This is a genomic window from Neptuniibacter sp. QD34_54 (assembly GCF_047778055.1).
In the GTDB taxonomy this organism is placed as follows: domain Bacteria; phylum Pseudomonadota; class Gammaproteobacteria; order Pseudomonadales; family Balneatricaceae; genus Neptuniibacter.
Genome location: NZ_CP180546.1, coordinates 781,075 through 806,138 on the forward strand (window position 1 = coordinate 781,075; position 25,064 = coordinate 806,138).

Genomic DNA, 25,064 nt, shown 5'->3' on the forward strand with positions numbered 1-25,064 from the left:
ATTGAGGAAATGATGATTAGTGTCAGAAAAACTTTTTTATTTATATGGGGTGTTTTGTTTGTTTTCTCAAATGTTTTTATAAGTTTTTTTTCACAAAACATTGAAGGAAAGTTGGTGCTTAATATTTTGCAGGGTGTTGATTTTGCCTTGATTAGCATTTTTTTAATATTTGTGATTTTAAAATGGTTTGTTGTTTTAAAAGAAGATTTTTTAATTAAGCTATTGTTAGCTAATTTTGTTGTAGTTGTTATTTATTATCTGTATGGATTGATTAATAACGGGTTTGTTCATAGTAGTATTTATTTGAGGATGCTAGGTTATCCTTTTATTATGGGTGTGATGGGCTACTGGGTAGGTAGTGTATTAAGTGGATTATCTGTATTAAGGTTTTTGTCTTTTGTTGGTCTGTTTGTAGCGGTATTTGTTATAGTTGAATTTACGTTTCCAGAAATTCTTTATTACGCAATTAATGCACCTGATTTCTATAAATTAAAATTGGATGATGGTTATATGACATTGGACTATTTGATAGAAAGCAGGCAGAGAAGAATTTTTAATATGCCAGGGATGGAGCATGTGATGGTTTTTAAGCCTGCAGGGCCAACTTTTAATTATCCGTCAACATCTTATATTTTGGTCTTTGGGTTGATATCGGCTTTTCTAATTAAAAGCTATTTGGTTTTTTTTCTGTGCTTATTGGCTTTGATGATGCTGGGTACAAAAGCTGCTTTGGCTTGTGTTTTGTTTGTGTTTATATCTTCATGTTTGTTTAAGTTTAATTTTAGATTTAATGTACTGATATTATTTGTAAGTGGTTTGTTCTATGCACTTACGTCTGTATTGATAATGTCTCTTAGTAATAATATACACATATATTCATTGATGTCATCGATAAATCACATAGGTAGTAACCCTCTAGGTAAAGGATTAGGTTGGGGAGGGGCTGCGACCGTTGAGAGGGTTGTGACATGGGACTATGATATGCTTGTAGGTGATTCTGGTGTGGCTATTGCTTTAAACATGCTAGGCTTATTCAGTGTTATATTATTTATTAGCTATATTGTTTTTTTGTTTAATATGGCAGATTTTTTTAAAAAGATAAATAATTATGAAGCATTCTGCTTTACAGGTGTAGGTGTTGCGATTCTGTCTAATTCTGTATTACAGGAGCTTGCTATTGGACCATATGGAATAGGGATGGTTTTTTTCGTAATTATGATTTTTTATTCGAACTATAAAATTAGAATATTAGGGAGGGGTCTTGATGCATAAAGTTTTAATAGCTTCTAGTAATATATCATCAAATATAGGGAATGATTTTTTTTATAGGGGTATTAAGTATGCTTTAAGTATTCTTGTGAAAGATGTAGATGTATTTGATGGGTATTTTTTGCCATATAATGCTTATAAGCTTAATGAAAGAGAAAAAAATAATAATTTTGACTATTTTTCAAAAGTGTCGGGCGTGGACCTTGTTGTAATTGCGGGGCCGGTATTGGATGTTGGTTTCGGCAAACAGTTTGAAGCCGTCTTGAAGCAGGCTGAATTATACGATGTTCCAGTTGCAGTTATATCTGCAGGGGGAAGAAAATATGATGAAGAAGAAATTGATCATTGCAAATCTATTTTGAAAAAATATCCTCCGAAGATTTTTATAAGCAGAGATCATGACACTTATAAAAATTACAATGGAATCGCTGAATTTTCATATGACGGTATTTGTTTTGCTTTCTTTGCAAATGATTACTTTAATGGTTACCCGACAAAGGAGATGGGCGATTATCTGGTGAGCTGTTTTGATTTTGCACCTGAGCCAGATTTAGGTTTATATGTTGAATTGATGGATGGGAAGTCAAAAGGAAAAATTATAGAGCCTCATACTACAAGGTCTTTAAAGCAAAAGTTTAGGTATATGCTTCAAAAGGATTTTCCTGATAAAATCGGTGATCTAAATATCATAAGAACCTGTCACAGGCCACATAGAAATAAAAAATTAATTTTCTTTAGAAAGAAAATAGTATCTTCTTTTATATCGGATCCATATCTAAATCTTTATAAGAATGCTGAACTTACTGTGACTGATAGGTTACATGCAGCAGTGGTTACATTGAGTTTTGGTAATAAGGCTTGCCTAGTATTAAATTCAAACAGGACTAGGTTATTAGATAGGGCGGGCGTAGAGGCTTGTGTTAATGGTGTATACCAGCTCCCGGCTGACAAGTTACTAGGTGAGAAAAATGAGCAATTGAAGTTTCTCAAAAATGCAATAGATAAAAGCTTGAAGTGAAAGCGATGAAAGACTTCGAAAAACTTACTGAAATTGCTTCGTATGTAAGAAAACCAATAGATAATTGGGAGATTGTATTATCTTCTGCACTTTCAGATTCTAAAGGGCTTTATGTCTCATTTGTTAACCCTTTAAGTCTAAGTATAGCAAAAAAAGATCCAGAATATATTAATAATCTATCTAAGCTTGATTTCGTATTTAGTGATGGCTTTCTATTGGCAAATTTTGTATCTAGGTTGACGAATGAAGAGGTTGGGAGACTTTCTTTTGATGGGAATAGTCTATCTCCTACTATTTTCAGTTTATTATCGAAAATGTTAAATAATGGTGAGCGTCTAAAGATTGCCTTTATAGGAGGTAAAGATGGAATAGCAGCTGAAGCCTCAGCTTGTATTTCTGAAGTTTATTCAATTCAATGTGTCTATACAAGAAATGGTTTTTTTAAGGACCCATCTGAATACGATTCTCTTGTATCTGAATTGATTGAACGTGATGTTGATTTTGTTTTAGTTGGTATGGGAGCTCCTTATCAGGAACATTTGCTTTCATTTTTAAAAGAGAGTGATTGGACTGGGTGTGCCTTTACATGCGGTGGTTATATGGATCAAATTGTGAATTCTGGTGATAAGTATTATCCGGATTTTATTAATAGATATAACTTGAGAGCGCCATATAGATTATTAAAAGAGCCTAAGCGTTTAACAAAACGTTACTTAATCGATTATATGCCATTTTATTTTTGCTCAATTTTAGGTTTTTTTAAAAATGTCTAAGGATATATTGATTTTAGTTGGTCCTACTAGAACGTCAACCACATCGCTATTCAGATACTTGTCATCTCTTAATGAATTTTTGCCCTCTAAAGTTAAAGAGACTAATTTCTTTATACATAATGATGTTGATAGTGTTGCTAAATATGTTGAGCTATTTGAAAAGGGAGATGGTGTTCTATTGGAGGCATCTCCATTGTATTTTCTTCATGATTTGCTTTTGCCCAAAAGAATCAAGCTATTAAGGGAATTGGGGTATTCTGTAAAAGTTGTTATTACATTGCGGGACCCCGTAGAAAGGTTTTGGTCCTTATACAAACATATAATTACAAAAAGATCTCAAGGCAAGCATCCCCTTATAGAAGATTTTGTTAAATCTAATATTGATGCTGTTAATTTAAGTGCTGAATCATGTGATATAGATTTTCTGAGTCTGTCAGAGAGTTGTTATAGTAACAAAATTAAATCGTGGGTGGAAAATCTAGGTGCAGAAAATATACGAATAACTTTCTTTGAGAATTTAACCGATCCGAAGCTTTTTTCTTTAGAAATGCAGGAAATGTTCAAGTGGTTAAATCTTGATGTGCCTGCTGAATTTTCTGATATGTTATTCGAAAATAAATCTACATTGGTTAAAAGAAAAGGTTTGCATAAGTTCGCTCTTAAAGTTAATGATAATTTAGAGCCTGTTTTGAATAGGTTTCCCTTTGTTAGATCTATAGCTAGAAATATATATTATTCATATAATGCTAAAGAAGAAGCGGCTATTATTGACGAGTCTTTAACGAGGTTGGTAGAAAATGCTTGCGTTCAGGGGAATTACAATGTTGTAAATAATTTAAATGGGTTGCTGTTTTCCAAGGAATTACCTGCATGGGTAGATAGATATAGATAATCATGGATTTTATTAATTTATTTAAAAAGTCCATTTCAGCCTTTTTTGTTAGAGGTTTGGGCGCATTGTCAATGTTTCTACTTAACTTTATCTTGGTTAAAGTTATGGATTTACATGATGCTGGAGGGGTTTTATTCCTTATCTCTATAGTTATGATTCTAGGTCCATTTTTTGTTTTAGGCTTGCATCAAGCCTCTCTTAGGTTTATTGGTCAGTATGATTTTAATGAAGATGATATTAAAATTCTTTCGTTTGTGAGTTTTTCACGTACTGTTGTTTTTTTTAGTGGCTTGCTTTTCTGTTTGGTTTTGTGGTTTATTATTCCTTTTTTTTATTTTCTCTTTCCTTTTGATATTTCCTCTGATTTTGTTTTTAAGTTTTTGGTTGCTTCTTTTTTGTACTCATTTGTTGTTTTGTTTTCTCATGAGTTGCAAGCTCTAGGTCGTTATAAGTCCTCGATTTTTGTTTTATCTATATCTATACCTGCATTTATATGTTTGGGTATTTTGTTGTTAGGATTTAGTTCGTTTGATGATGTTGTTAGCTTATATTTACTGTCATGTTTGATTGCGGCGATTATAGGTTACTTTTTATCTGTATCATTTAAAAATAAAAGGTCTCTTTGTGAGGATCGGAATTTAGTCTTATCTTGTATGTTTCCATTATGGATTTATTCTGTGATGCAGTCCTTAATTATATGGGGTGGTCCTCTATTTGCTGGTTTTTTAGGTGAGGCTGATGATGTTGCTTTTCTTTCTGTATCACAAAGAACAGCAAATTTAATCAGTTTTGTTCTTATGGCTGTTAATATGATAGTAGCTCCTAAATTCTCAGCTATGTACCATCGAGGTGATATAGATCGATTACAATCTTTAGTAAGAAATTCAATCCTGATAATGGCTTTGATTTCGTTTCCTTTTGCTATTGTCTTGTTGTTTTTTACTGATTATGTGCTGAGTATTTATGGTGAGGAGTTTTATGGTGCTAAACAAATATTAATTGTTCTTACGTTGGGGCAAATATTTAACGTTGTAACTGGGCCTGTTTCTATTCTTCTTATTATGTGCGGCTTTGAGGTGGTAATGAGAAATATCGTTCTTTTCATTGCGCCTCTTCTAGTTTTATTGTCATTTGGGCTTGAATCGATTTTTGGAACTCTAGGTATAGCTATCGCTACTTGTTTGTGTGTGATAATACAGAATTCGATGGCAGTTTATTATGTCAAGAAAAGAATTAAGATTAAAATCTTTTAATTTTATGAATTCTAATTTTCTTTGAGAATTTAATTATGGGTGATTTTTTACTAGTAACTGGTGGCGCTGGTTATATAGGATCTCACACGGTGGTCAACCTCTTAGAACGAGGCAGTCAGGTGATCGTTCTAGATAATCTGTGCAATAGTAATGATGCTGTTTTTGATCGAATTGATAGTATTACTCATAGTCAGGCTGTTTTCGTTAAAGGTGATATCCGGGATCGTGATTGTTTAGCTAAAATTTTTTCTACCTATCCTATCGACTCAGTTATCCATTTCGCAGGCTTAAAGGCTGTAGGTGAAAGCTCACAAATTCCCTTAGATTACTACCAGAACAATGTATATGGAACGCTTGTTCTCTGTGAGGCGATGGCAGCGGCTGGTGTTAAAAAGTTGATATTCAGCTCTTCTGCAACGGTTTACGGTGAGGATGCACCAGTGCCTTATGAAGAGACTATGCCTAGAGGTAAAACCTCCAATCCTTACGGCACGTCTAAGGCGATGGTGGAGCAGATACTCACAGATCTTTGTGCTTCTGATCCCGAATGGTCAGTAGCGCTGTTGCGTTATTTTAATCCTATTGGGGCTCACCCTTCTGGTTTAATTGGTGAGGACCCTAAAGGAATACCTAATAACTTAATGCCTTTTATTAGTCAGGTTGCGGTTGGTAAGCGTAAAGAGCTGTCTATTTTTGGAAATGATTACCCTACATCAGATGGAACTTGCGAGCGTGATTACCTGCATGTGATGGATCTTGCTGATGGGCATGTGAGTGCGCTTTCTGCATTAGATGAGAAGGGCGCTCATATCTATAACCTTGGAACGGGTAAGGGGCTATCTGTGCTTGAAATGGTCGAGTCATTTAAACGAGTGACAGGGGTAGATGTTCCTTATTCGTTTGCGGATAGGCGAGAAGGCGATTTGCCAGCGTTTTGGGCTGATGCGTCTAAAGCTGAAAAGGAACTAGATTGGAGCGCTACGCGTACGCTTGATGAAATGATGGAAGATACCTGGAGATGGCAGTCCAATAATCCAAATGGATATGATGGGTAGGTATTTTGTTTTGAGGTGTTTTTTGTTTGAGGCGTTGGGTATATTAAAGGATTTAGCAAATGCCTCTCTTCAAGACTTTCGAGGCGGGACGCCTCTCCTACAAGGGCTTTAGGCTAGCAACCAAGGGCATATAAAAGCCTCTCCTACTGAATTCGAGCTTTGTAGGAGGTGAATTTTGCGGCGAGGTTCTTTTCGAGGCGAGACGCCTCTCCTACAAGGGCTTTAGGCTAGCAACCAAGGGCATATAAAAGCCCCTCCTACTGAATTCGAGCTTTGTAGGAGGTGAATTTTGCGGCGAGGTTCTTTTCGAGGCGGGACGCCTCTCCTACAAGGGCTTTAGGCTAGCAACCAAGGGCATATAAAAGCCTCTCCTACTGAATTCGAGCTTTGTAGGAGGTGAATTTTGCGGCGAGGTTCTTTTCGAGGCGAGACGCCTCTCCCACAGGGAATTATTCTAAGGGTATAGAAAAAGCCTCACCTACAATGTATTCGAGGCAGGTTCTCTGTAGGAGGTGCATCCTGCACCGAGGTTTTTATTGAGGCGGGTACCTAGGGGCATAGCAAACGCATCTCTTAAAGTTACAAGTAACAAGGATGTTATATGGCTAAGATTATTCACCATGGCGCGGTCAAGGGTGTGACTGGGTCATGCCATCAGTTATTTCTTGATAAGGATCATTCGGTTCTTATTGATTGCGGGATGTTTCAGGGAGCAGAGGCATCTGATCTTGAGCAAGGTTCTCTTGCAATTAATTTTCCTCTTTCAAATGTAGTCGGGCTTATAGTTACTCACTGTCATATTGATCATGTGGGGCGCATTCCTTATCTACTTGCTGCAGGCTTTGATAAGCCTATTTATGTTACAGAGGCGACTGCTCAATTATTACCTTTGGTGATTGAGGATGCCATTAAAGTGGGTATCAGTCGTGATGCTGAGCTAATTGATAAAGTCTTAGGTCGGTTAAAGTCTTTATTACGCCCGTTTCCTTATGATGAGTGGTTTAGTTTTCTTAACGATGAAGCTGAGATGGCATGTCGTTTTCGTATGGCGGGCCATATATTGGGTTCGGCCTATGTAGAGTTTAAGTTGCCTAACGAGAGGGTGACTTTTTCCGGTGATCTAGGTGCCCCTTATTCGCCTTTGCTTGCCGCCCCAAAATCTCCTTATCGCACTGATTGCCTAGTGATTGAAAGTACTTATGGGGATAAAAATCATCAGGGCCGCAAAGACCGTAGATTAGAGTTAAAACGAGTGCTTGAGCGCTGTTTATCGAATGCAGGCACAGTATTGATCCCTGCTTTTAGTATTGGGCGGACGCAAGAGCTGCTTTATGAGATCGAAGAGATTATCTATAAGGGTTCTACTGATTGGAAAAATTTAGATGTGATTGTGGATTCTCCTCTGGCAGCTGAATTCACTAAACATTATCGTTCGCTTAAAGAGCTTTGGGATAAAGAAGCTAGGCGTAAGGTATCTCAAGGAAGGCATCCTCTGGCCTTTGAACAGCTTATAACAATCGATAGTCATGATGACCATCAGCGATTAGTAAATCATCTAAAGCAATCAGGTAGGCCAGCTATTGTTATTGCTGCAAGCGGTATGTGTGCTGGAGGGAGGATTGTTAATTACCTTAGGGCATTGTTGGGTGATCCTAAAACAGATGTTTTGTTTGTGGGTTATCAAGCGCAAGGTACGGCAGGTAGGGATATCCAGAAATATGGCCCAAGAGGTGGGTATGTTTATCTTGATGAGGACAAGATAGATATTAAAGCTGGTGTTTATACGATTAGTGGATATTCAGCCCATGCGGATCAGAAGGATTTGGTTAATTTTGTAAAGCGTATGCGTGTTAAACCAAAAGAGATTCGTATAGTGCATGGAGATGATCAGGCTAAATTGGCTTTGAAGGATAAATTGCTGGCTGTGGTGCCAGATTCAAAGGTTTGGATTCCTTAGAGCTTTTGCATTTCTTATGCTCTTTGGGGGCTTGAAGTGGGTAACCTTCGAGGCAGGATGCCTCTCCCACAAGGGCTTTCGGGGCTGAGAGCCTCTCCCACAAAGGTTTTGTAGGAGTTGTATTTGCTATTCCCCTTGGGTGCCTGCGGTGAGGTTTTTTTCGAGGCAGGATGCCTCTCCCACAAGAGCTTTCGGGGCTGAGAGCCTCTCCCACAAAGCTTTTGTAGGAGTCGTATTTGCTATTCCCCTTGGGTGCCTGCGGTGAGGTTTTTTTCGAGGCAGGATGCCTCTCCCACAAGAGCTTTCGGGGCTGAGAGCCTCTCCTACAAGATTTTCTTCAAGTGCCTCTCCCATGGAGGGAGAGGGTGGAATATGGGTGGCTTAGTAAGCTTACTCAGCCCAGAAGTTGCTTACTTCAGAGCATACGATGAAGTGAGGGTTTAGCAATGTATCTTTGCGCGTGTTGTAGATGAGCGGGTTCATATCTTCGGCGCTAAGTACTTGTCCGCCTGCTGCTAGCACAACAGCGTGTGCTGCTGCAGTATCCCATTCGCTGGTTAAACCTAAGCGTGGGTAAAGATCGGCTTTACCTTCTGCTACTAGGCATAGTTTAAGTGAACTGCCCATTGCGATGATGTCAGCCTCTGGAAGTTTTTGCATAAAGGTTTTGAACTCATCAGATTGGTGAGAGCGACTGCCTACAACTTTCCAGCCAGTATTCACTGAAGGGGCCGTGTTAACCGTGATCGGTGCAGGTGCTGCTTCGCCTTCCTGTTTGAAAGCACCTTCACCTTCTGCACCCCAGTACAAAACGTCAATTGCTGGCGCATAGACTACGCCAAATACTGGTTGGCCAGATACGATCAGAGCAACATTGATAGTGAACTCGCCGTTCTTTTTGATGAATTCTTTTGTGCCGTCCAGTGGGTCGATTAGCCAGTAGGTTTCCCAGCTAAAACGATCAATTTGTTCGTTTGAGTTAGACTCCTCAGACAGAACAGGAATATCTGGTGTTAGTGCGTTTAAACCTTCAACTAGAATCGTATGTGCCGCTAAATCTGCTTCAGTTAGCGGGCTGCTGTCAGACTTGTCGTAAATAGCAAAGTCTTTCTCGTAAATTTCCATCACCGCATCACCAGCTTTGCGAGATAGTTCATTTATCGCTTTTGCATATTTCTCTAGATTGCTCATAAGTCTTCCTTGTTAAAAGTGCCAGATAAGAGGGATTAAAGTAATGCTGCATACCGCGGTTATAACGCTCATCGGTAAGCCTATTCTTAGGTAATCTTTGCTGTGGTAGCCGCCGGGGCCCATGACCATCAAGTTGGTTTGATAACCGATTGGGGTAATGAAACTTGCGGAGGCTGCAAACATGATCGCAATTACAAAAGGTAAATAGTTAACGCCAAGCTGTTCAGCTACAGAAATTGCAATCGGGAACATAAGAATGGCTGCAGCGTTGTTAGTAATTAACTCTGTAAACACTACGGTGAGTATGTATAAAAGTGCCAATACAACCCAAGGTGAAAGGTCGCTGCTGAAGAGTAGGCTACCCGCAATGGCATCTGCTGCGCCTGTTTTGGTCATGGCAGCACCTAGTGAAAATGAGGCGGCAATGACAGTGATTACGGTAAAGTCTATATTTCGACGAGCTTTAATAATGGATACACATTGAGTCGCAACCATAGCGCCTGCAGCCAAGAATGCGCTTTCTAAAATACTTAAGATCCCGCTGGCGCTTAAGAAAATCATCGCCATCAGGATCAGCAATGCCGTAGGCGCTTTGGTGAAAACGGGAGGCGTAGAATCATTGATTGCGCTTACTAATAAAAAGTCACGTCGTGAACGGTACTGACCGATAAAGTCTTGACTGGTTTCGAGTAGAAGCGTGTCACCGACTTGCAAGCGAATGTCACCAATCTTGCCGTCTATACGCTGACCGTTTCTCGATACGGATAAAATTGCAGCTTGGAAGCGCGTACGGAATCGAGAGTCTTTAATCGATTGATCTAGGCCTGCGAATTCCGGCCCGATAACGGCTTCTACTAAGCATCGTTCGTGATGGGTGATCTGTAGCATCTCAACGTCGCCGTTGGCTGGTACTAAACCGCGAAAATGGCGTATTTCTCGAGCACATTCTGGTGCGCCAACAAAGACCAGTTCATCCCCTGCGAATAGTTCGGTATCTGGGGATACGGCGGTAATGATACGAGACTGTCTGTAGATCTCGACTAAGTAACCGTAAGTCAGGTTACGCAGACCAGCCTCTTCGATGGTTTGGTTAACCATAGGCCCGTTCTCTTCAACGATGACGTTTACACTGTATTCTCGAACGAGATCTAATTGTTCAACTGCGCCTTGGCGGTTAGGGAGCAGCTTGTCCCCAACAAAATAGAGGAATGTGCCGCCTAGCAGGACCAGTGGTAAGCCTACCCAAGTTAGCGAAAACATGCTCAATGCATGGTCTTTGGTGGATTGTAATAATCCATCAATAACTAGATTGGTACTGGTGCCTATAAGGGTGCATGTGCCCCCTAATATTGCTGCATAACTGAGTGGCAATAGCAGTTTTGAGGCAGAGATCCCTTTGCGTTTTGACCAGTCTTGGATTGACGGAATAAACATAGCTACTACAGCGGTATTGTTCATAAATGCGCTGAGAATAGATGATGGAATAAATACCTTAAGAGTGGCTTTGGGAATGGTTTTAGGATTGCCGAGTATTCTGCCCGCGACCCACTGTATAGCACCGGTTTCTTTTAAACCAGCAGCCACAACATACAACACTGCAATGGTCATTACTCCAGGATTGGCGAAACCATCTAATGCTTCGGTTGGCGTTAAAATGCCTGAAATAATCAAAAAGCATAATGCAGCCATAAGAATGACATCTGACGCCAAACGAGTACCGACAAGGGCGGCTAATACCAGAACGACCGTGGCAATTGTTAGGTAAGCTTCATAATCCATTATGCAGAGATTCTTTCCAGAAATTCATGTAGCGATGTTGATGTGCATTTGGGGACATAAATAGTTTTATATCTGCCTTGCTAGACTATCTTGTTATACGTACTATTACAACTGATTAAAACTTGAGCGAACGTGATGAGTGGTACAGATCGATCTGCTAAAACAGCTGAAATGTTGCGAAAAAAAGCTGTCTTGATGAGGTTGCAGAAGCTGACGCTTGATCAAATTCATGCTGAGACAGGCTTGAGCCATCCTACCATTATTTCAGCATATAAAAAGTTTTTAGCAGGTGGTTGGAAGGCCGTTTTATCGAAAGATAGTGGTCGCCCTCTAGGGATGAAGGGCTTAAAAAATAGAACAGCTGAAGAAGCGTTTCATCTGTTGCTGTCTCATCAATATTTCGAAGGTGGATCTGAAGCTGAAAAGGAGTTTTGGACCGTTGAAAAAGTAAAGGAATGGTTCGAAAAGAGTTTAGATGAGTCCTTATCTTTAAAGTCAGTTCGTAGGTATCTGGCTGAGGTCGGTCTCGTCGACGAGGAAAAGCCGGATATATCCCGCGAACTGGTGTTAAGTCAGTCAAACATGCCCAAAAGGGTATCTATTTTTATTGCGGGTTTGCGGGATGTTGTATTAGACGGAAAGCGTTATTACCAGCTGTATATTGCTGATCTGCGTAATAGTAGCCAGTGGGTTCATTTTTCACATAAGCCCAATGTTAAGGAGTTGATCAAGTTTTTGGATCAGCTATTAGGGAACGTAAAACAGGCGCTTATAGTTAGTCGTTTTCCCTTTATAGAGAAGCATAGTGAGTTTAATGATTGGTATGCGTCATTAAATAAGAAAATAGAATTTATTCCCTATCTGCAGGTTGTTGAGCAAGATCAAGCAACACGGGTAGGGGCAGGGAATTTAAATTTTAAAAAGAATGGGACTTCTAAGGAAGACTTACTTTCAGGAGAAAATATGCCATTAACACATCTACAACGTCTGGAGGCTGAAAGCATTCAGATAATGAGGGAGGTTGTCGCAGAGACCGAAAATCCTGTGATGTTGTATTCGATAGGGAAAGACAGTGCTGTAATGTTGCATATAGCGATGAAGGCTTTTTACCCATCGTTACCTCCATTTCCTTTGCTGCATGTGGATACAACTTGGAAGTTCCAAGAGATGTATGCATTTCGGGATCAGATGGTTAAAGATCTAGGACTGGAGCTTATTACTTATACCAACCCTGAAGGTCTTGAAAAAGGGATCAACCCTTTTACTCACGGTTCTGCTATTCATACCGACATAATGAAAACGGAAGCGTTAAAGCAGGCTTTAGATCAGTATGGATTTGATGCGGCTTTTGGTGGCGCACGTCGTGATGAGGAAAAATCACGTGCGAAAGAGCGTATCTTCTCGTTTAGAACCGGTGATCATCGCTGGGACCCTAAAAATCAACGACCAGAGCTTTGGAAGCAATACAACGCTAAAAAGCATAAAGGTGAGTCAATTCGAGTTTTCCCAATATCTAACTGGACTGAGTTAGATATTTGGCAATACATCCATTTAGAAGGCATTCCAATTGTGCCGCTTTATTATTCCGCAGAGCGTCCTGTAGTTGAGCGTGATGGTTCGCTGATTATGGTTGATGATGAGCGTATGCCGTTGAATGACGGTGAAGTGCCAATGATGAAGCATGTTCGCTTTAGAACATTGGGGTGCTATCCGCTAACAGGGGCTGTTGAGTCGAAGGCAACAACATTGCCGGAAATTATTCAGGAAATGTTATTGACCAAAACCTCTGAAAGACAGGGGCGAGTAATTGATCATGATTCTGCCGCATCTATGGAAAAGAAAAAGCAAGAGGGATACTTCTAATGGCACATGTATCAGATTTAATTGAGAGTGATATCGCTCAGTATCTTAAAGAGCATGAGCATAAAAGTCTTTTGCGTTTTATTACCTGTGGCAGTGTCGACGATGGTAAGAGTACTCTAATTGGTCGTTTGCTGTATGAATCTAAAATGCTGTTTGAGGATCAATTAGCTGCTGTTGAATCGGATTCAAAAAAATACGGTACTCAAGGTGAATCGATAGATTTCGCACTATTGGTTGATGGTCTTGCTGCAGAGCGAGAGCAGGGTATTACCATTGATGTCGCTTATCGCTTCTTTTCGACGGATCAGCGTAAATTTATTGTGGCTGACACGCCGGGGCATGAGCAATATACCCGTAATATGGTGACCGGTGCTTCAACTGCTGATGTGGCTATTGTGATGGTTGATGCACGTAAGGGGGTACTTACTCAAACGCGTCGTCATAGCTATTTGGTTTCTCTTATTGGTATTCGTCACATTGTTGTTGCGATCAATAAGATGGACCTTGTTGAGTATTCTCAATCGGTTTTCCAAAAGATTGTTGAAGAGTACCAGGCATTTGCTCGTGAAGTTGGAATTGAGAAAGTTACTTTCATTCCAATGTCAGCTTTCAAGGGTGATAACGTTACTGCGCCAAGTACAAACATGGAGTGGTACCGTGGCACGACATTAATGGGTTACCTGGAGTCCGTTGAGGTTGATATTGATCGTGCAGAGCGTGCTCCTTTTAGAATGGCTGTGCAGTGGGTAAACCGACCTAATCTGGATTTTCGTGGTTTCTCTGGTCAGATCTCAAGCGGTGTCGTTCATCCCGGGGATAAAATTCGTGTGCTTCCTTCGGGTAAAGAGAGCAACATTTCTCGAATTGTGACTCAAGGTGGTGATCTAGATCGAGCAGTGGCTGGGCAGTCGGTCACTTTAACACTCGAAGATGAAGTGGATATATCCCGTGGTGATCTACTTGTTGAATCGGCTAACCCTGCGTCTGTCGCTAAGCAATTTGAGACAACGATTGTTTGGATGAATGAAGAGCCGCTTTTGGCTGGGCGTACTTACCTTGTTAAAGTCGGGACGCAAACCTGTTCGGCAACCATTACTGATATCAAATATCAGGTGAATGTGAATACGTTAGAGCATACCGCTGCAAAAGGACTCGAGCTTAATGCTATTGGTGTGTGTGCGATCAGTTTGGATCGTGATATCGCATTTGATCCTTACAAAGAGAACCAAGATACCGGTAGTTTTATCCTGATTGATCGTTTAACCAACGGTACTGTTGGGGCAGGGATGATTAACTTTGCTCTGCGCCGTAGTCATAACATCACAATGCAGCATGTGGATGTTAATAAAGATGGGCGTGCTGATATTAAACATCAGAAGCCATGTATTCTTTGGCTAACCGGTTTATCTGGCTCTGGTAAATCTACGATTGCGAATCTTGTGGAGCAAAAGCTCTTTGCGATGGGGCGTCATACTTATCTGCTAGATGGTGATAATGTTCGTCATGGTTTGAATAAAGATCTAGGCTTCACTGACGGAGATAGGGTTGAGAATATCCGACGTATCTCTGAAGTGTCTAAGTTAATGCTTGATGCAGGCTTGATTGTGCTTACTGCCTTTATTTCCCCTTTCCGTTCTGAGCGACGCATGGCGCGTGAACTTGTTAGTGATGGAGAGTTCATTGAAGTCTTCATTAACACGCCGCTTGATATAGCGGAGCAGCGTGACGTTAAAGGACTTTATAAAAAAGCGCGCAAAGGTGAATTGAAAAACTTTACGGGTATTGATTCCCCTTATGAAGCACCGGAAAACCCTGAATGTGATCTTCGTACTGCCGGCTATAGTGCTGAAGAGTGTGCAGACCAGGTGGTGGAGTATCTTAAAAGTAATGGTTACTTAGGCTAATCATCTTAGAAGCCCAAAAGGCCCTTTTGCTATAGCTAAGCTAGCTATCAGTGAAAGGGCTTTTTTGTTTTGTGGAGTATCTTTTTGTAATAGCAGTGAATAGCTGAGAAGAGGTTTTGCTTGTTTACATGTTAGACTGATAAGACTACAGACTCCGATTGATTGATATGATTTCAGTAATTCTTTGTGGCGGATCTGGGGCTCGTTTGTGGCCATTATCTCGCGCACACTACCCTAAACAATTTCTAGATTTAAACTCTGATGTGTCGCTTTTAAAAGAGACTATTAACAGAGTTAGCATTCTGTCCAGCTCGTTTTATTTTGTCGCAAATGAAGAGCATCGTTTTATGGTTGCTGAGCATCGGAGGTTATCTGGTGTTGAGGGTTGTATCTTATTAGAGCCAGTTGCAAGGAATACTGCACCTGCAATTGCTGTCGCGGCATTACAGGCTGTAATGGATGGGCAAGGTGATGAGGCTATGGTGGTTCTGCCTTCTGATCATCTTATTCCTAATGATGCAGCTTTCAGAGAATACTTAAAATCAGCTGAGCTGTTCGCTAAAGAGGGGTTGGTCGTCACTTTGGGTGTGCAACCGACTAGAGCTGAAACAGGTTACGGCTATATACATTCTGTTGTAGAGGTTGATGAGGTTTCTGGTGCTAGGATTGTCCAACAATTCACCGAAAAACCCTCTCTTGCTGATGCAGAACAGTTTGTTAAGTCGGAAGAGTATTTTTGGAATAGCGGTATCTTTATCGTTACGCCGAATCGTTATCTATCTTTGCTACAGGAGTATGCCTCTGAGGTATTCTTATCAGCGCAAGAATCGTTCGAACAAAGAAGAGCTGATATGGACTTTGTTAGGCTGTCCAAAGCTCACTTTGAGAAAAGTCCTTCAATATCTATCGATCATGCTTTGATGGAGCCTCTTTGCGCCTCTTCTGAATCTGTTGTTGTGATTCCCTTTGAGGCGAGTTGGTCAGATTTAGGAAGTTGGAACTCTCTTTGGGAGGTCGTGGATAAAGACCTAGATAACAATGCAATTGTTGGCGATGTGCTGGCTCAGGATGTGACAAATAGTTACCTCCACTCCTCTGGTAGGCTTTTGGCTGCTGTGGGTGTGGATAATATGGTGGTCGTGGAAAGCTCAGATGCTGTGCTTGTGGTTGACAAAAATAAGGTTCAAAACGTTAAGCATATTGTCCAGCAGTTAGAAATGGAGAAGCGCTCAGAGTACCTCCATCACCGAGAGGTTTATCGCCCTTGGGGAAAATACGATTTAATTGGAGCGGGTAACGGCTACCAAGTAAAACAGATCACGGTTAGTCCGGGTGCTGCATTGTCTTTACAAAAGCATCAATGTCGAGCAGAGCATTGGATTGTGGTGAAGGGGTGTGCAGAGGTTGTTCAAGGCTCTGAAGCTTATAGGGTGTACCAGAATGAGTCTACCTATATACCGATTGGTGAGATTCATTCGTTGCGAAATCCTACTCAAGAAGACTTGGTCATCATAGAGGTTCAGTCTGGAGATTACTTGGGTGAGGATGATATTGAGCGATTAGATGATCAATATGGCCGAGTGTAAGATTTTTTTGCTGTAGAAGATGTATCTTTCGGCAAGGTTTTCTTCGAGGCGGGACGCCTCTCCCACATGGAGATTGTTGTGGGAGGTGCATCCTGCGCTGATTTTTCGAGGCGGGCACCCAAGGGCATATAAAACGCCTCTCCCACATGGAGATGGCTGTAGGAGGTGCATCCTGCGCTTATTTTTCGAGGTGGGCACCCAAGGACATATAAAACGCCTCTCCCACATGGAGATTGTTGTGGGAGGTGCATCCTGCGCTGATTTTTTGAGGCGGGCACCCAAGGGCATATAAAACGCCTCTCTCACATGGAGATGGCTTTAGGAGGTGCATCCTGCGCCGATTTTTGAGGCGGGCACCCAAGGGCATATAAAACGCCTCTCCCACATGGAGATTGTTGTGGGAGGTGCATCCTGCGCTGATTTTTCGAGGCGGGCACCCAAGGGCATATAAAACGCCTCTCTCACATGGAGATTGTTGTGGGAGGTGCATCCTGCGCCGATTTTTCGAGGTGGGCACCCAAGGACATATAAAACGCCTCTCCCACATGGAGATGGCTGTAGGAGGTGCATCCTGCGCCGAAAAAAGGGGATTTACTGATGAAGAAAGGGAATTCTTCAAATTTAAGAAAGGGTCGCTTCTCAGAGGAGGGGCGAGTCTATCTGGTTACCTTTGCTACGGATAAAAGGCAAAAGGTCTTTACGGACTTATACTTGGTGCGGATCCTTGTTAACTGCCTTAAATTCCAAGCTAAGCGATGTGATACCCTTGCCTATGTGGTTATGCCTGACCATGTCCATTGGCTGGTTCAGCTCAATTCAACTGAGCTTTCAACGATTGTCCATTCAGTTAAGTCTTATTCTGCAAAGGCGATTAATGCTTATTCAGGGAGGCAAGGTGCTGTTTGGCAAAACGGATTCCATGATCATGCATTACGAGATGAAGAAGATTTAGTCGATCTTGCAAGGTATGTAGTGTTGAACCCTATTAGGGCTGGTCTAGCGAGTAAGGTCGGAGATTATTCCCATTGGGATGCGGTTTGGATCTAGTTGAACCCCGAAGGGGGGGAAGGGTACCGACATCCTTGTCGGCTCCTTATCTTCCCTGATCAAATAGCAGAGGCCCTCTCCCTTGAGGGCTAAGATCTTCCCTGACCTCTCTGCTGGTGATTATATTAAGTTTATGGGCTGCTTAAATATATAAGAAAAATTCCTAATTTGATTCGCCTTATTGTGGTGTAATTTGGGGTCTTTGGTTGGATAGGCTAAACTCTTGAGCTCTTTGCGGCCTAGGTATCTCATAGATACAATTACTTGCATTTTTACCAATGGATAGGTTTTCTTCGTGTATAAATATCTCTTAGCGTTCCTGCTTTTATTTTCTTCTTCTGTTTTTGCTGTTGAGTATCTGATTGTGACTAATGACAGTGTGAGAGTGCGTGAGCAGCCTGGGTTAAAGGGCAGAAGTATGTTGATGTTAAATAAAGGGCATCTTGTTATTAAGTTAGAGGAAAAAGGGGATTGGACGCGGATTTACTTTGCCGGTAAGGAGGAGCTTACTGGAAAGACTGAGGGGTGGATGCACAGTTCGTTTTTAAAAGAGGAACGGCGAGTGTTGGAGCAATCAGTCCCTAAAAAACTAAGGTTAGATGTGATTGCTGCGGATCTGACTTGTGAGAAAGTGATGGGTGCTGATATTGTGCAGGGTTGCGATCTCCATCTGCAGTATAAGCTCGATAAAGAGGCTCAATTAACCAGTATTAAGGTTAACTGCAGTGCTGAATTGGTCGCGAAAACCCGAGGCGGGGAGTTAATTCCTGTACCGGTTAATCAAACACTTGAGCATTCGGTTATTCAAGGGGTGGATGATTTTTCCATGCACATTCTTATGAAGGCAGATCTCTCTTATCAGTTAGAGCAGGTAAGCATAGAAGGACATCGCTGTCGGCTTGTAGGGTATTTGTAAGGGTTTTAATAATTACTTTTGCTAAGTAGGAGGTGCATCTTGCGCCGATGTTTTTCGAGGCGGGTACCCAAGGGCATATAAAACGTCTCTCCTACACAGTAGCTTCTTTGTAGGAGGCGCATCCTGCGCCGATGATTTAATTTTGTGATGTGGATCTGTTTCTCAGGAATTTTGCAATGGTAATGCATGCAATCAGAGCGATAGCGACGCCTGTTGCATTGGCCAATGCATCACCGATTGAAAAATGGCGAAGCGGCTGTAGGGCCCCTTGAAGGTACTCAAGCAGCCCTGCCAGAACAAACCAGCCACCCCAATAGACCCAGTTTAGGGTTTTGTGCAGAGCTAGTCTTCCCATGAATGAGACACTACAGAATGCTATGAAGTGCCCTACCTTATCTGAATGTTCAAAGATTCTTTCAGGTGGAGAAGGGCGGAAGATCCCATAGGCTAAAGCTGCCAAAGCCAGAAGAAAAATAACCCAGATGAAAGTTTTATATTTTTGGGTGAAGGTGTTATTCAATTTTCATTCTCTAGCTATGAGGTGTTATAGGATAATTAGCAAAGCGCAACGTTTGGGATTGAGCTTTTCTCGAGGCGTGTACCCAAGGGGCATAGCAAATGCCTCTCCCACATAGGGGGCTCGCGCCGATTCTACATATCGTTCTTTGTAGGAGGTGCATCTTGCGCCGATTTTTTCTAGGCAGGTGCCCAAAAAGCATAGCAAACTCCTCTCCCTAAGAGAGGGGGCTCGCGTCGATTCTACATATCGTTCTTTGTAGGAGGTGCATCCTGCGCCGATTTTTTCTAGGCAGGTGCCCAAGGAGCATAGCAAACTCCTCTCCCTCAGAGAGGGGGCTCGCGCCGATTCTACATATCGTTCTTTGTAGGAGGTGCATCTTGCGCCGATTTTTTCTAGGCAGGTGCCCAAAAAGCATAGCAAACTCCTCTCCCTAAGAGAGGGGGCTTGCGTCGATTCTACATACCGTTCTTTGTAGGAGGTGCATCTTGCGCCGATTTTTTTCGAGGTGGGTACCCAAGGGGCATAGCAAACGCCTCTCCCACATAGGGCTGCATGCACCGATTTATCTACCCACGCCATAGTAAGTGAAACCTAGGCTCTGTAGCAGCTCTTTATCAAAGATGTTTCTGCCATCAATGATTAGAGGATGGTTCATTGAGCTTAATATCTCGTTGTAGTCAGGGGACCAGTATTCAGGCCAATCAGTTAGTAATAAGAGCCCGTCGCTGCCTCTAAGGGCTTCATAGCTGTTCTCAAAGTACCGAAGTTGTTCTTGTTCGCCGAAATGCTCAAGGATATTGTTCATTGCTTCAGGGTCGTGCATCCGAACCTTACAGCCTTGCGCGAGCAATGTATCGATCACTTTTAAGCTGGGAGCGTTATCGATACTGGCGGTACCTGATTTAAATGAAAGCCCCCAAATGGTTACTGTTTTGTCTCTAAGGTCACAAGAGTAGTGGCGCCATAATTTTCGGAATGGCTGCTCTTTTTGCTTTTCGTTCTCAATTAGTACTGTATCCAGCAGTTTTGAGTTTCTTGCTTCCGTCATTAATTCTGACAGTGCTTCAATATACTGTTGGAAATGCAGGCCACCGAAACCACAGCCTGGGTGAAGATAGTGCGGCCCAATACGTGGGTCTGTGATCATTGCTTCTCGAATAACTTCAATATCAACCTCTAGCTGATCGGCTAAGTTTGCTAATTCGTTTATATAGCCGAGCCGGAGGGCAAGCATCCCTGTATTGGCAAACTTTGTGAATTCAGCCTCTTTAGACGACATGATCATCCATTGTTTGACGGCTTGGCTAAATGGCCGCATGAGGGCTTTGATATTGAGTATAGCCCAGTCGTTAGTGCAGCCTAAGATGATGGTTTGTGGCCATTTGTAATCCTGTAGGGCTGAGCCTTCGGATAGCATGTCAGGTATATAGCAAATAACCTGATTGTTATTTTCGTCTAACTGACTTTGCAATTTGTCTGAGCTGCCAACACCAAAATTGGATTGGTTGATGATCAATGTGTTTGATGAATGATGCTGACTGATACGACTGATAAGTCGTTCGGCGGTTTTAAACTGGTCAGGGTTTAATGCCAAAATATGGTTTGAAGCATGCTCTATGCCTTCAGCTCTTGATCCAATGATGAGTCGGCCATTAGATTGAGCATCCAGAATTAACTGTTCAAGTCCTGGCTCATTGCTAACCTTGAACTCCAGATCTTGCTCGTTAGGCGCTTCATGTTCATTGGTGACTAAGAGAATATGGTTGCCGCTTTCAGCTAGTGCAGCGGCTGCAGTCCATGCAAGGAGTTCGTTACCCCAAATGGTAATCTTCATTTAGCTTCTCCTTTGGCTGCAATTCTGTTTATTAAGCCGTCGGTTGAACTGTCGAAGTTAGGTGTTTCGTTGTTTGTATCGAAGGCGCTAAGCAAGGAGGTGGCTACTTTCTTGCCTAGCTCTACGCCCCATTGATCAAACGGATTAATATTCCAGATAACCGATTGCACAAAAACTTTATGTTCGTAGAGAGCAATCAGCTGTCCAAAAGAAAATGGAGTAAGCTCATCCAGCATGATGGTTGTGCATGGTTGATTGCCTTTGTAACGCTTGTAGGCCGGAGCATCTTCTGCTCCTTCGAGAACGGAATCACCTAGCGCTAAAATTCTAGATTGGGCTAGACAGTTTGCTAAATTTAGCTGATGCTGATGCTGGAGTTCCGAATTGTCAGTGTCATGATACCTTCTCGCTGCAACAATAAAATCACACATAACTGCTTCTGTGCCTTGATGAAGCAATTGATAAAAAGCGTGCTGAGCATTTGTTCCAACTTCTCCCCATAATATAGGGCAGGTCTTGTAGTTTACGCCATTGCCCTGACGATCAACGGATTTACCGTTGCTCTCCATTTCAAGCTGCTCAAGATAGGCTGGAATATGACTTAGTCTCCCGTCATACGGTAGGATGGCGTGGGCGTTTATGTTCTGAAAATTGATGTTCCAGATGCCTGTCATAGCAAGAAGGACGGGTAGATTTACGTCTAGTGGTGCTGTTTTGAAATGTTCATCCATTTCATGTGCACCAGCAAGTAGATCTTTGAATCCGGCCATGCCGAGTTTTAATGCAATTGGCAGTCCAATAGTGGACCACATTGAATATCGTCCGCCAGTCCAATCCCAAAATTCGAGTTGATTGCTTTTAGGGATGCCCCATTCCACGACTTTATCAGGGTTGGCTGAAACGCCTATGAAATGACGGGATACAAGCGTTTCTTCGCTGCCAGCGTAACTTGATTTTTTTAGCCACTCTTTAGCTGTTTGAGCATTGGCTAGGGTATCTATCGTAGTAAATGATTTCGACGAAATAATGAATAGCGTTCTGGCCGGGTTTAATTCGTCGAGTAGATCGGCCATCTGGCTGCCGTCCATTGAGGATACAAAATGGACCTTTATTTTACGTGCTATGTCAGGGGTGTTTTCTGACAAGGCTTTACATGCCATAAATGGGCCTAGATCTGACCCTCCTACGCCAATATTAACCACTGTATCAATAGAATGTCCTGTGTAACCGCGCCATTGGCCTGAATGAATTCGAGTTACAAGTTGCTCCATTCTTTCTAGATTGTCATGGACCTCATCAATGATGTTTGTTCCTGATAGATCCAGAGAGTAATGGGCAGGAGACCTCAGAGCTGTGTGTAAGGCTGGTCTGTCTTCAGAATCATTTACATGATCGCCTTTGAATAGTTTAGTGATCCATTCGGAAAGCTGTTTTTCCTCAGCGAGTTTGATTAATAGAGATATGGTCTCGCTTGTGATTCTTTGTTTAGATAAATCGAGGAGCAGATCTTTCTGTTCAAAGGTGAGGTGTTGGAAGCGATCAGAGTCCTGTAGGAATAGAGTGCTTATATGTGATTGAGACATATAATAAGCATGGGATTGGAGGTCTTTCCATGCTGTTGATTCAGTTGAAGACATCAGGTGTTCCTTATTGGAGCTAATCGCTAGATTCAGTATTTTACCTGCTCTTTTTATGCGGGGTAAAATCCTTCCTTGGATATCTCTGATACAGCTAGAGGTATCTTTTTGTGATTGGGTTCCCAGGGCATAGAGTAGCTGTGGGATACCGCACGTATTAATCGCGACGGGGCGTCGCTCCCACACTGGGTTGTGGAAGGAGGTGCGCCCTCGCAGCGAAATATTCTCGTGTATTTAAATATCAAGCTCTTTGATAAAAGCTTTCAAGCTTTCAGCGGTTTCTTCGTGTTGAAGGCCATAAACAACATTCGCTTGTAGGTAACCTGCTTTGTTACCGCAATCGTAAGTTTTGCCGCTCATATGGAAAGCCTGAAGGTTGCCTTCGTTTAGGTAGTCTGCCATGGCATCTGTTAATTGGATCTCTCCGCCTGCGCCAGGTTTCGTATCCTTCAGTAGCTCCATGATACGTGCCGGTAGAATATAACGACCGTTAATCGTTAAGTTTGACGGCGCTTCATCTATAGGCGGTTTTTCAACCATGCGAGATATATTTGCAGATTGACCTGCAGTGATTGCTACTCCTGAGCAATCTACTACACCGTAGCGATCTACGTGCTCCATTGGGACCGGTTCAACCATGATTTGGCCGCAACCTGTATTTTGATAAGTTTCTACCATGGCTGATAGATCAGTTTGTGGAAGCCCGTAACAGTTGATCAGCATGTCGGGTAGTAATACTGCAAAGTCTTCATTGCCGATAATTGGTGCGGCGCACAGAACAGCATGACCGAGTCCTAGCGCTTTATCTTGGCGAACTGCGCTGATGGACACATCGGATGGAAGTATGTTTTGCACGGATTCTAAGATGGCTGTTTTGCCTTTGCGTTCTAACTCAGCTTCTAGTTCGTAATGGCAATCAAAGTGATCTTCTATCGCGGCTTTGCCTGATCGAGTAACTAATACAATATCTTTAATACCTGCGGCCACAGCTTCTTCTATTACGTGCTGTATTACTGGCTTGTCTACAACAGGCATCATCTCTTTTGGAATCGCTTTACTTGCAGGAAGTACGCGAGTTCCTAAACCTGCTACAGGGATTACCGCTTTAGTTACTTGATTGGACATCCTTTATACGACCTCTGGTTTATTAATTCCGTGATCGTTAAATAGTAACATGGCTTTGTTACAGTAAATAAGCCTATTTAGTCTGAAGCTAGCTATGTTTTTTTGCAGGTGCGAAGGCGAGATTTGCTGGTAGAAAATATGTTAGAATGGTCGAAATTTATCCATCCGTCATATGCAGTCTTCAGATAAAAACGGATAGTGGAAAAGGATAGGGATGATATTCCATGAATAAATTGGGACGAGATAGTCGCATTATTGGTTTTAATTTTTCTCTGCTAGCTAGTGCTATTCTAGCTTCTCCTGCGTTTGCATTGGAACCTGCGCCGGCAAAAGTAGGGCCTCTTCAGGTTATTCCTCAGGTTAATTTACAGGTCGGGCACGATGATAATATCTATTCTACTGGTTCTAATGAAGTAGATTCCATTATCACGGTCGTGAATCCTTCTATACAGGCTGTTTTAGAGAAAGGTCTGGATGTTTATAGCCTGAACTATGCCATTAAGCATGGCAATTATGAGAATGACTCCGCAGATAACTACACGGATCATGATCTCTCTGCTCAAGCGTATTTAGATTTCAATATTCGTAATCGATTGGAGCTGTTAGCTCGATACCTTAAGACTCATGAGGATCGAGGAACAGGTCTTAACCAAGGTTCGAATGCAACCGCTAACGATGCACCAGTTGAATATGATGTCACTACGTTATCAGCGAAGTATAGTTTTGGTGCGCAAGATGCAAAAGGTCGTATTGAAGTTGCAGCAGAGCTTAATGATCGTGAATACAGTAACTTTCGTAGCCAGACTGCTGCGAAAGATAGAGAAAATTCCAAAGTTACCGGCACATTTTATTATCGTGTAATGCCTAAAACATCTCTGTTGTTTGAGATTGAGCATGAGGATATTGATTACGATCTTGCTTCTGTAACGCTTGATAGCACGGAAACTGAGTATCTATTAGGGGCAACATGGGAAGCCACAGCTAAAACAACCGGTATCTTTAAAGTTGGTTATGCTGAAAAGGATTTTGATTCCGCGTCCCGTGAAGATGATGATGGTATCAGCTGGGAATTGGCTGTTAATTGGGCTCCCAAAACCTATTCCGTAGTTAGTTTTGTAACCAGTAAAGAGGAAGAAGAGACTGACGGTACCGGGAACTATATTGATACGACCAGTTGGAACCTAGGCTGGGAGCATGATTGGGGTAATCGTATTATTTCACGAGTAGGTTATGGCCAGTCAGATAGTGATTATGTATCCAGCAGTCGTTCGGATGAATCCGAAAATTATGGCGTAGGTGTCACTTATCAGCTTCAACGATGGCTGGATCTGGGGATTGATTACAGCTATACAGAGCGTGAATCAAATCAGGCTGGTCTGGATTACGAAAAGAATGCTGTTTATTTCACCGTGCAAGGTTCTTTGTAACTTGTTCAGAAGTGATTG

At 42.0% G+C, this 25,064-nt stretch carries 19 protein-coding genes; 13 read left to right on the plus strand and 6 right to left on the minus strand.

Features of this window, described 5'->3' with window-relative positions:
- Nucleotides 1–12 precede the first annotated feature (12 nt).
- The 7 genes from ACMXYP_RS03340 (at nucleotide 13) to ACMXYP_RS03370 (ending at nucleotide 8,217) form a co-directional block, all read left to right on the plus strand.
- Complete coding sequence (locus tag ACMXYP_RS03340; protein WP_415883593.1) at nucleotides 13–1,272, plus strand: hypothetical protein; 1,260 nt, start codon at nucleotides 13–15, stop codon at nucleotides 1,270–1,272.
- Nucleotides 1,265–2,287 (plus strand): polysaccharide pyruvyl transferase family protein, encoded by a 1,023-nt coding sequence (locus tag ACMXYP_RS03345; RefSeq protein WP_415883594.1) that lies wholly within the window; start codon nucleotides 1,265–1,267, stop codon nucleotides 2,285–2,287. The genes ACMXYP_RS03340 and ACMXYP_RS03345 overlap by 8 nt, the downstream gene beginning before the upstream one ends.
- Before the next feature lie 5 nt (nucleotides 2,288–2,292).
- Complete coding sequence (locus tag ACMXYP_RS03350; protein ID WP_415883595.1) at nucleotides 2,293–3,060, plus strand: WecB/TagA/CpsF family glycosyltransferase; 768 nt, start codon at nucleotides 2,293–2,295, stop codon at nucleotides 3,058–3,060.
- The gene (locus tag ACMXYP_RS03355) at nucleotides 3,053–3,952 is read left to right on the plus strand and encodes a hypothetical protein (RefSeq protein WP_415883596.1); all 900 of its coding nucleotides are present in this window, start codon (nucleotides 3,053–3,055) and stop codon (nucleotides 3,950–3,952) included. The genes ACMXYP_RS03350 and ACMXYP_RS03355 overlap by 8 nt, the downstream gene beginning before the upstream one ends.
- Nucleotides 3,953–3,954: 2 nt before the next feature.
- The gene (locus ACMXYP_RS03360; protein ID WP_415883597.1) at nucleotides 3,955–5,205 is read left to right on the plus strand and encodes a lipopolysaccharide biosynthesis protein; all 1,251 of its coding nucleotides are present in this window, start codon (nucleotides 3,955–3,957) and stop codon (nucleotides 5,203–5,205) included.
- A 35-nt stretch (nucleotides 5,206–5,240) separates the two neighbouring features.
- Nucleotides 5,241–6,260, plus strand: coding sequence for a UDP-glucose 4-epimerase GalE (gene galE / locus ACMXYP_RS03365; protein ID WP_415883598.1), 1,020 nt, complete (start codon nucleotides 5,241–5,243; stop codon nucleotides 6,258–6,260).
- 601 nt (nucleotides 6,261–6,861) lie between these two features.
- Nucleotides 6,862–8,217, plus strand: coding sequence for an MBL fold metallo-hydrolase RNA specificity domain-containing protein (locus ACMXYP_RS03370; RefSeq protein ID WP_415883599.1), 1,356 nt, complete (start codon nucleotides 6,862–6,864; stop codon nucleotides 8,215–8,217).
- 390 nt (nucleotides 8,218–8,607) lie between these two features.
- Here ACMXYP_RS03370 and cysQ read toward each other — a convergent pair whose 3' ends face one another.
- Nucleotides 8,608–9,408, minus strand: coding sequence for a 3'(2'),5'-bisphosphate nucleotidase CysQ (gene cysQ, locus ACMXYP_RS03375; RefSeq protein WP_415883600.1), 801 nt, complete (start codon nucleotides 9,406–9,408; stop codon nucleotides 8,608–8,610).
- Between the two features lie 12 nt (nucleotides 9,409–9,420).
- Nucleotides 9,421–11,187 (minus strand): SLC13 family permease, encoded by a 1,767-nt coding sequence (locus tag ACMXYP_RS03380; protein ID WP_415883601.1) that lies wholly within the window; start codon nucleotides 11,185–11,187, stop codon nucleotides 9,421–9,423.
- A 963-nt stretch (nucleotides 11,188–12,150) separates the two neighbouring features.
- On the opposite strand from ACMXYP_RS03380, the gene cysD reads away from it, so the two are divergent.
- From cysD to ACMXYP_RS03405, 5 genes are all read left to right on the plus strand, one after another.
- Nucleotides 12,151–13,050 (plus strand): sulfate adenylyltransferase subunit CysD, encoded by a 900-nt coding sequence (gene cysD, locus ACMXYP_RS03385; protein ID WP_415884638.1) that lies wholly within the window; start codon nucleotides 12,151–12,153, stop codon nucleotides 13,048–13,050.
- The gene (cysN, locus tag ACMXYP_RS03390) at nucleotides 13,050–14,954 is read left to right on the plus strand and encodes a sulfate adenylyltransferase subunit CysN (protein ID WP_415883602.1); all 1,905 of its coding nucleotides are present in this window, start codon (nucleotides 13,050–13,052) and stop codon (nucleotides 14,952–14,954) included. Before cysD ends, cysN begins: the two co-directional genes overlap by 1 nt.
- Nucleotides 14,955–15,121: 167 nt before the next feature.
- Complete coding sequence (locus ACMXYP_RS03395) at nucleotides 15,122–16,540, plus strand: mannose-1-phosphate guanylyltransferase/mannose-6-phosphate isomerase (protein WP_415883603.1); 1,419 nt, start codon at nucleotides 15,122–15,124, stop codon at nucleotides 16,538–16,540.
- A gap of 597 nt (nucleotides 16,541–17,137) precedes the next feature.
- The gene (locus tag ACMXYP_RS03400) at nucleotides 17,138–17,587 is read left to right on the plus strand and encodes an REP-associated tyrosine transposase (RefSeq protein WP_415883604.1); all 450 of its coding nucleotides are present in this window, start codon (nucleotides 17,138–17,140) and stop codon (nucleotides 17,585–17,587) included.
- Between the two features lie 295 nt (nucleotides 17,588–17,882).
- The gene (locus tag ACMXYP_RS03405) at nucleotides 17,883–18,503 is read left to right on the plus strand and encodes an SH3 domain-containing protein (protein ID WP_415883605.1); all 621 of its coding nucleotides are present in this window, start codon (nucleotides 17,883–17,885) and stop codon (nucleotides 18,501–18,503) included.
- Between the two features lie 136 nt (nucleotides 18,504–18,639).
- Here the strand turns inward: ACMXYP_RS03405 and ACMXYP_RS03410 are convergent, their stop codons facing one another.
- The 4 genes from ACMXYP_RS03410 to galU all read right to left on the minus strand — a co-directional run bounded on the left by ACMXYP_RS03410 (nucleotide 18,640) and on the right by galU (nucleotide 23,619).
- Nucleotides 18,640–18,858: a hypothetical protein gene (locus tag ACMXYP_RS03410; protein WP_415883606.1), complete on the minus strand. Its 219-nt coding sequence runs from the start codon at nucleotides 18,856–18,858 to the stop codon at nucleotides 18,640–18,642.
- A 727-nt stretch (nucleotides 18,859–19,585) separates the two neighbouring features.
- Nucleotides 19,586–20,857, minus strand: a complete 1,272-nt coding sequence (locus tag ACMXYP_RS03415; protein ID WP_415883607.1) for a nucleotide sugar dehydrogenase — start codon at nucleotides 20,855–20,857, stop codon at nucleotides 19,586–19,588.
- A complete protein-coding gene (gene pgi, locus ACMXYP_RS03420) occupies nucleotides 20,854–22,494 on the minus strand; it encodes a glucose-6-phosphate isomerase (protein WP_415883608.1) in 1,641 nt (546 codons plus the stop codon). Before pgi ends, ACMXYP_RS03415 begins: the two co-directional genes overlap by 4 nt.
- Before the next feature lie 234 nt (nucleotides 22,495–22,728).
- A complete protein-coding gene (galU, locus tag ACMXYP_RS03425; protein ID WP_415883609.1) occupies nucleotides 22,729–23,619 on the minus strand; it encodes a UTP--glucose-1-phosphate uridylyltransferase GalU in 891 nt (296 codons plus the stop codon).
- A gap of 224 nt (nucleotides 23,620–23,843) precedes the next feature.
- Between galU and ACMXYP_RS03430 the strand changes: the two genes are divergently transcribed.
- Complete coding sequence (locus ACMXYP_RS03430; protein WP_415883610.1) at nucleotides 23,844–25,046, plus strand: outer membrane beta-barrel protein; 1,203 nt, start codon at nucleotides 23,844–23,846, stop codon at nucleotides 25,044–25,046.
- Nucleotides 25,047–25,064: the final 18 nt, after the last annotated feature.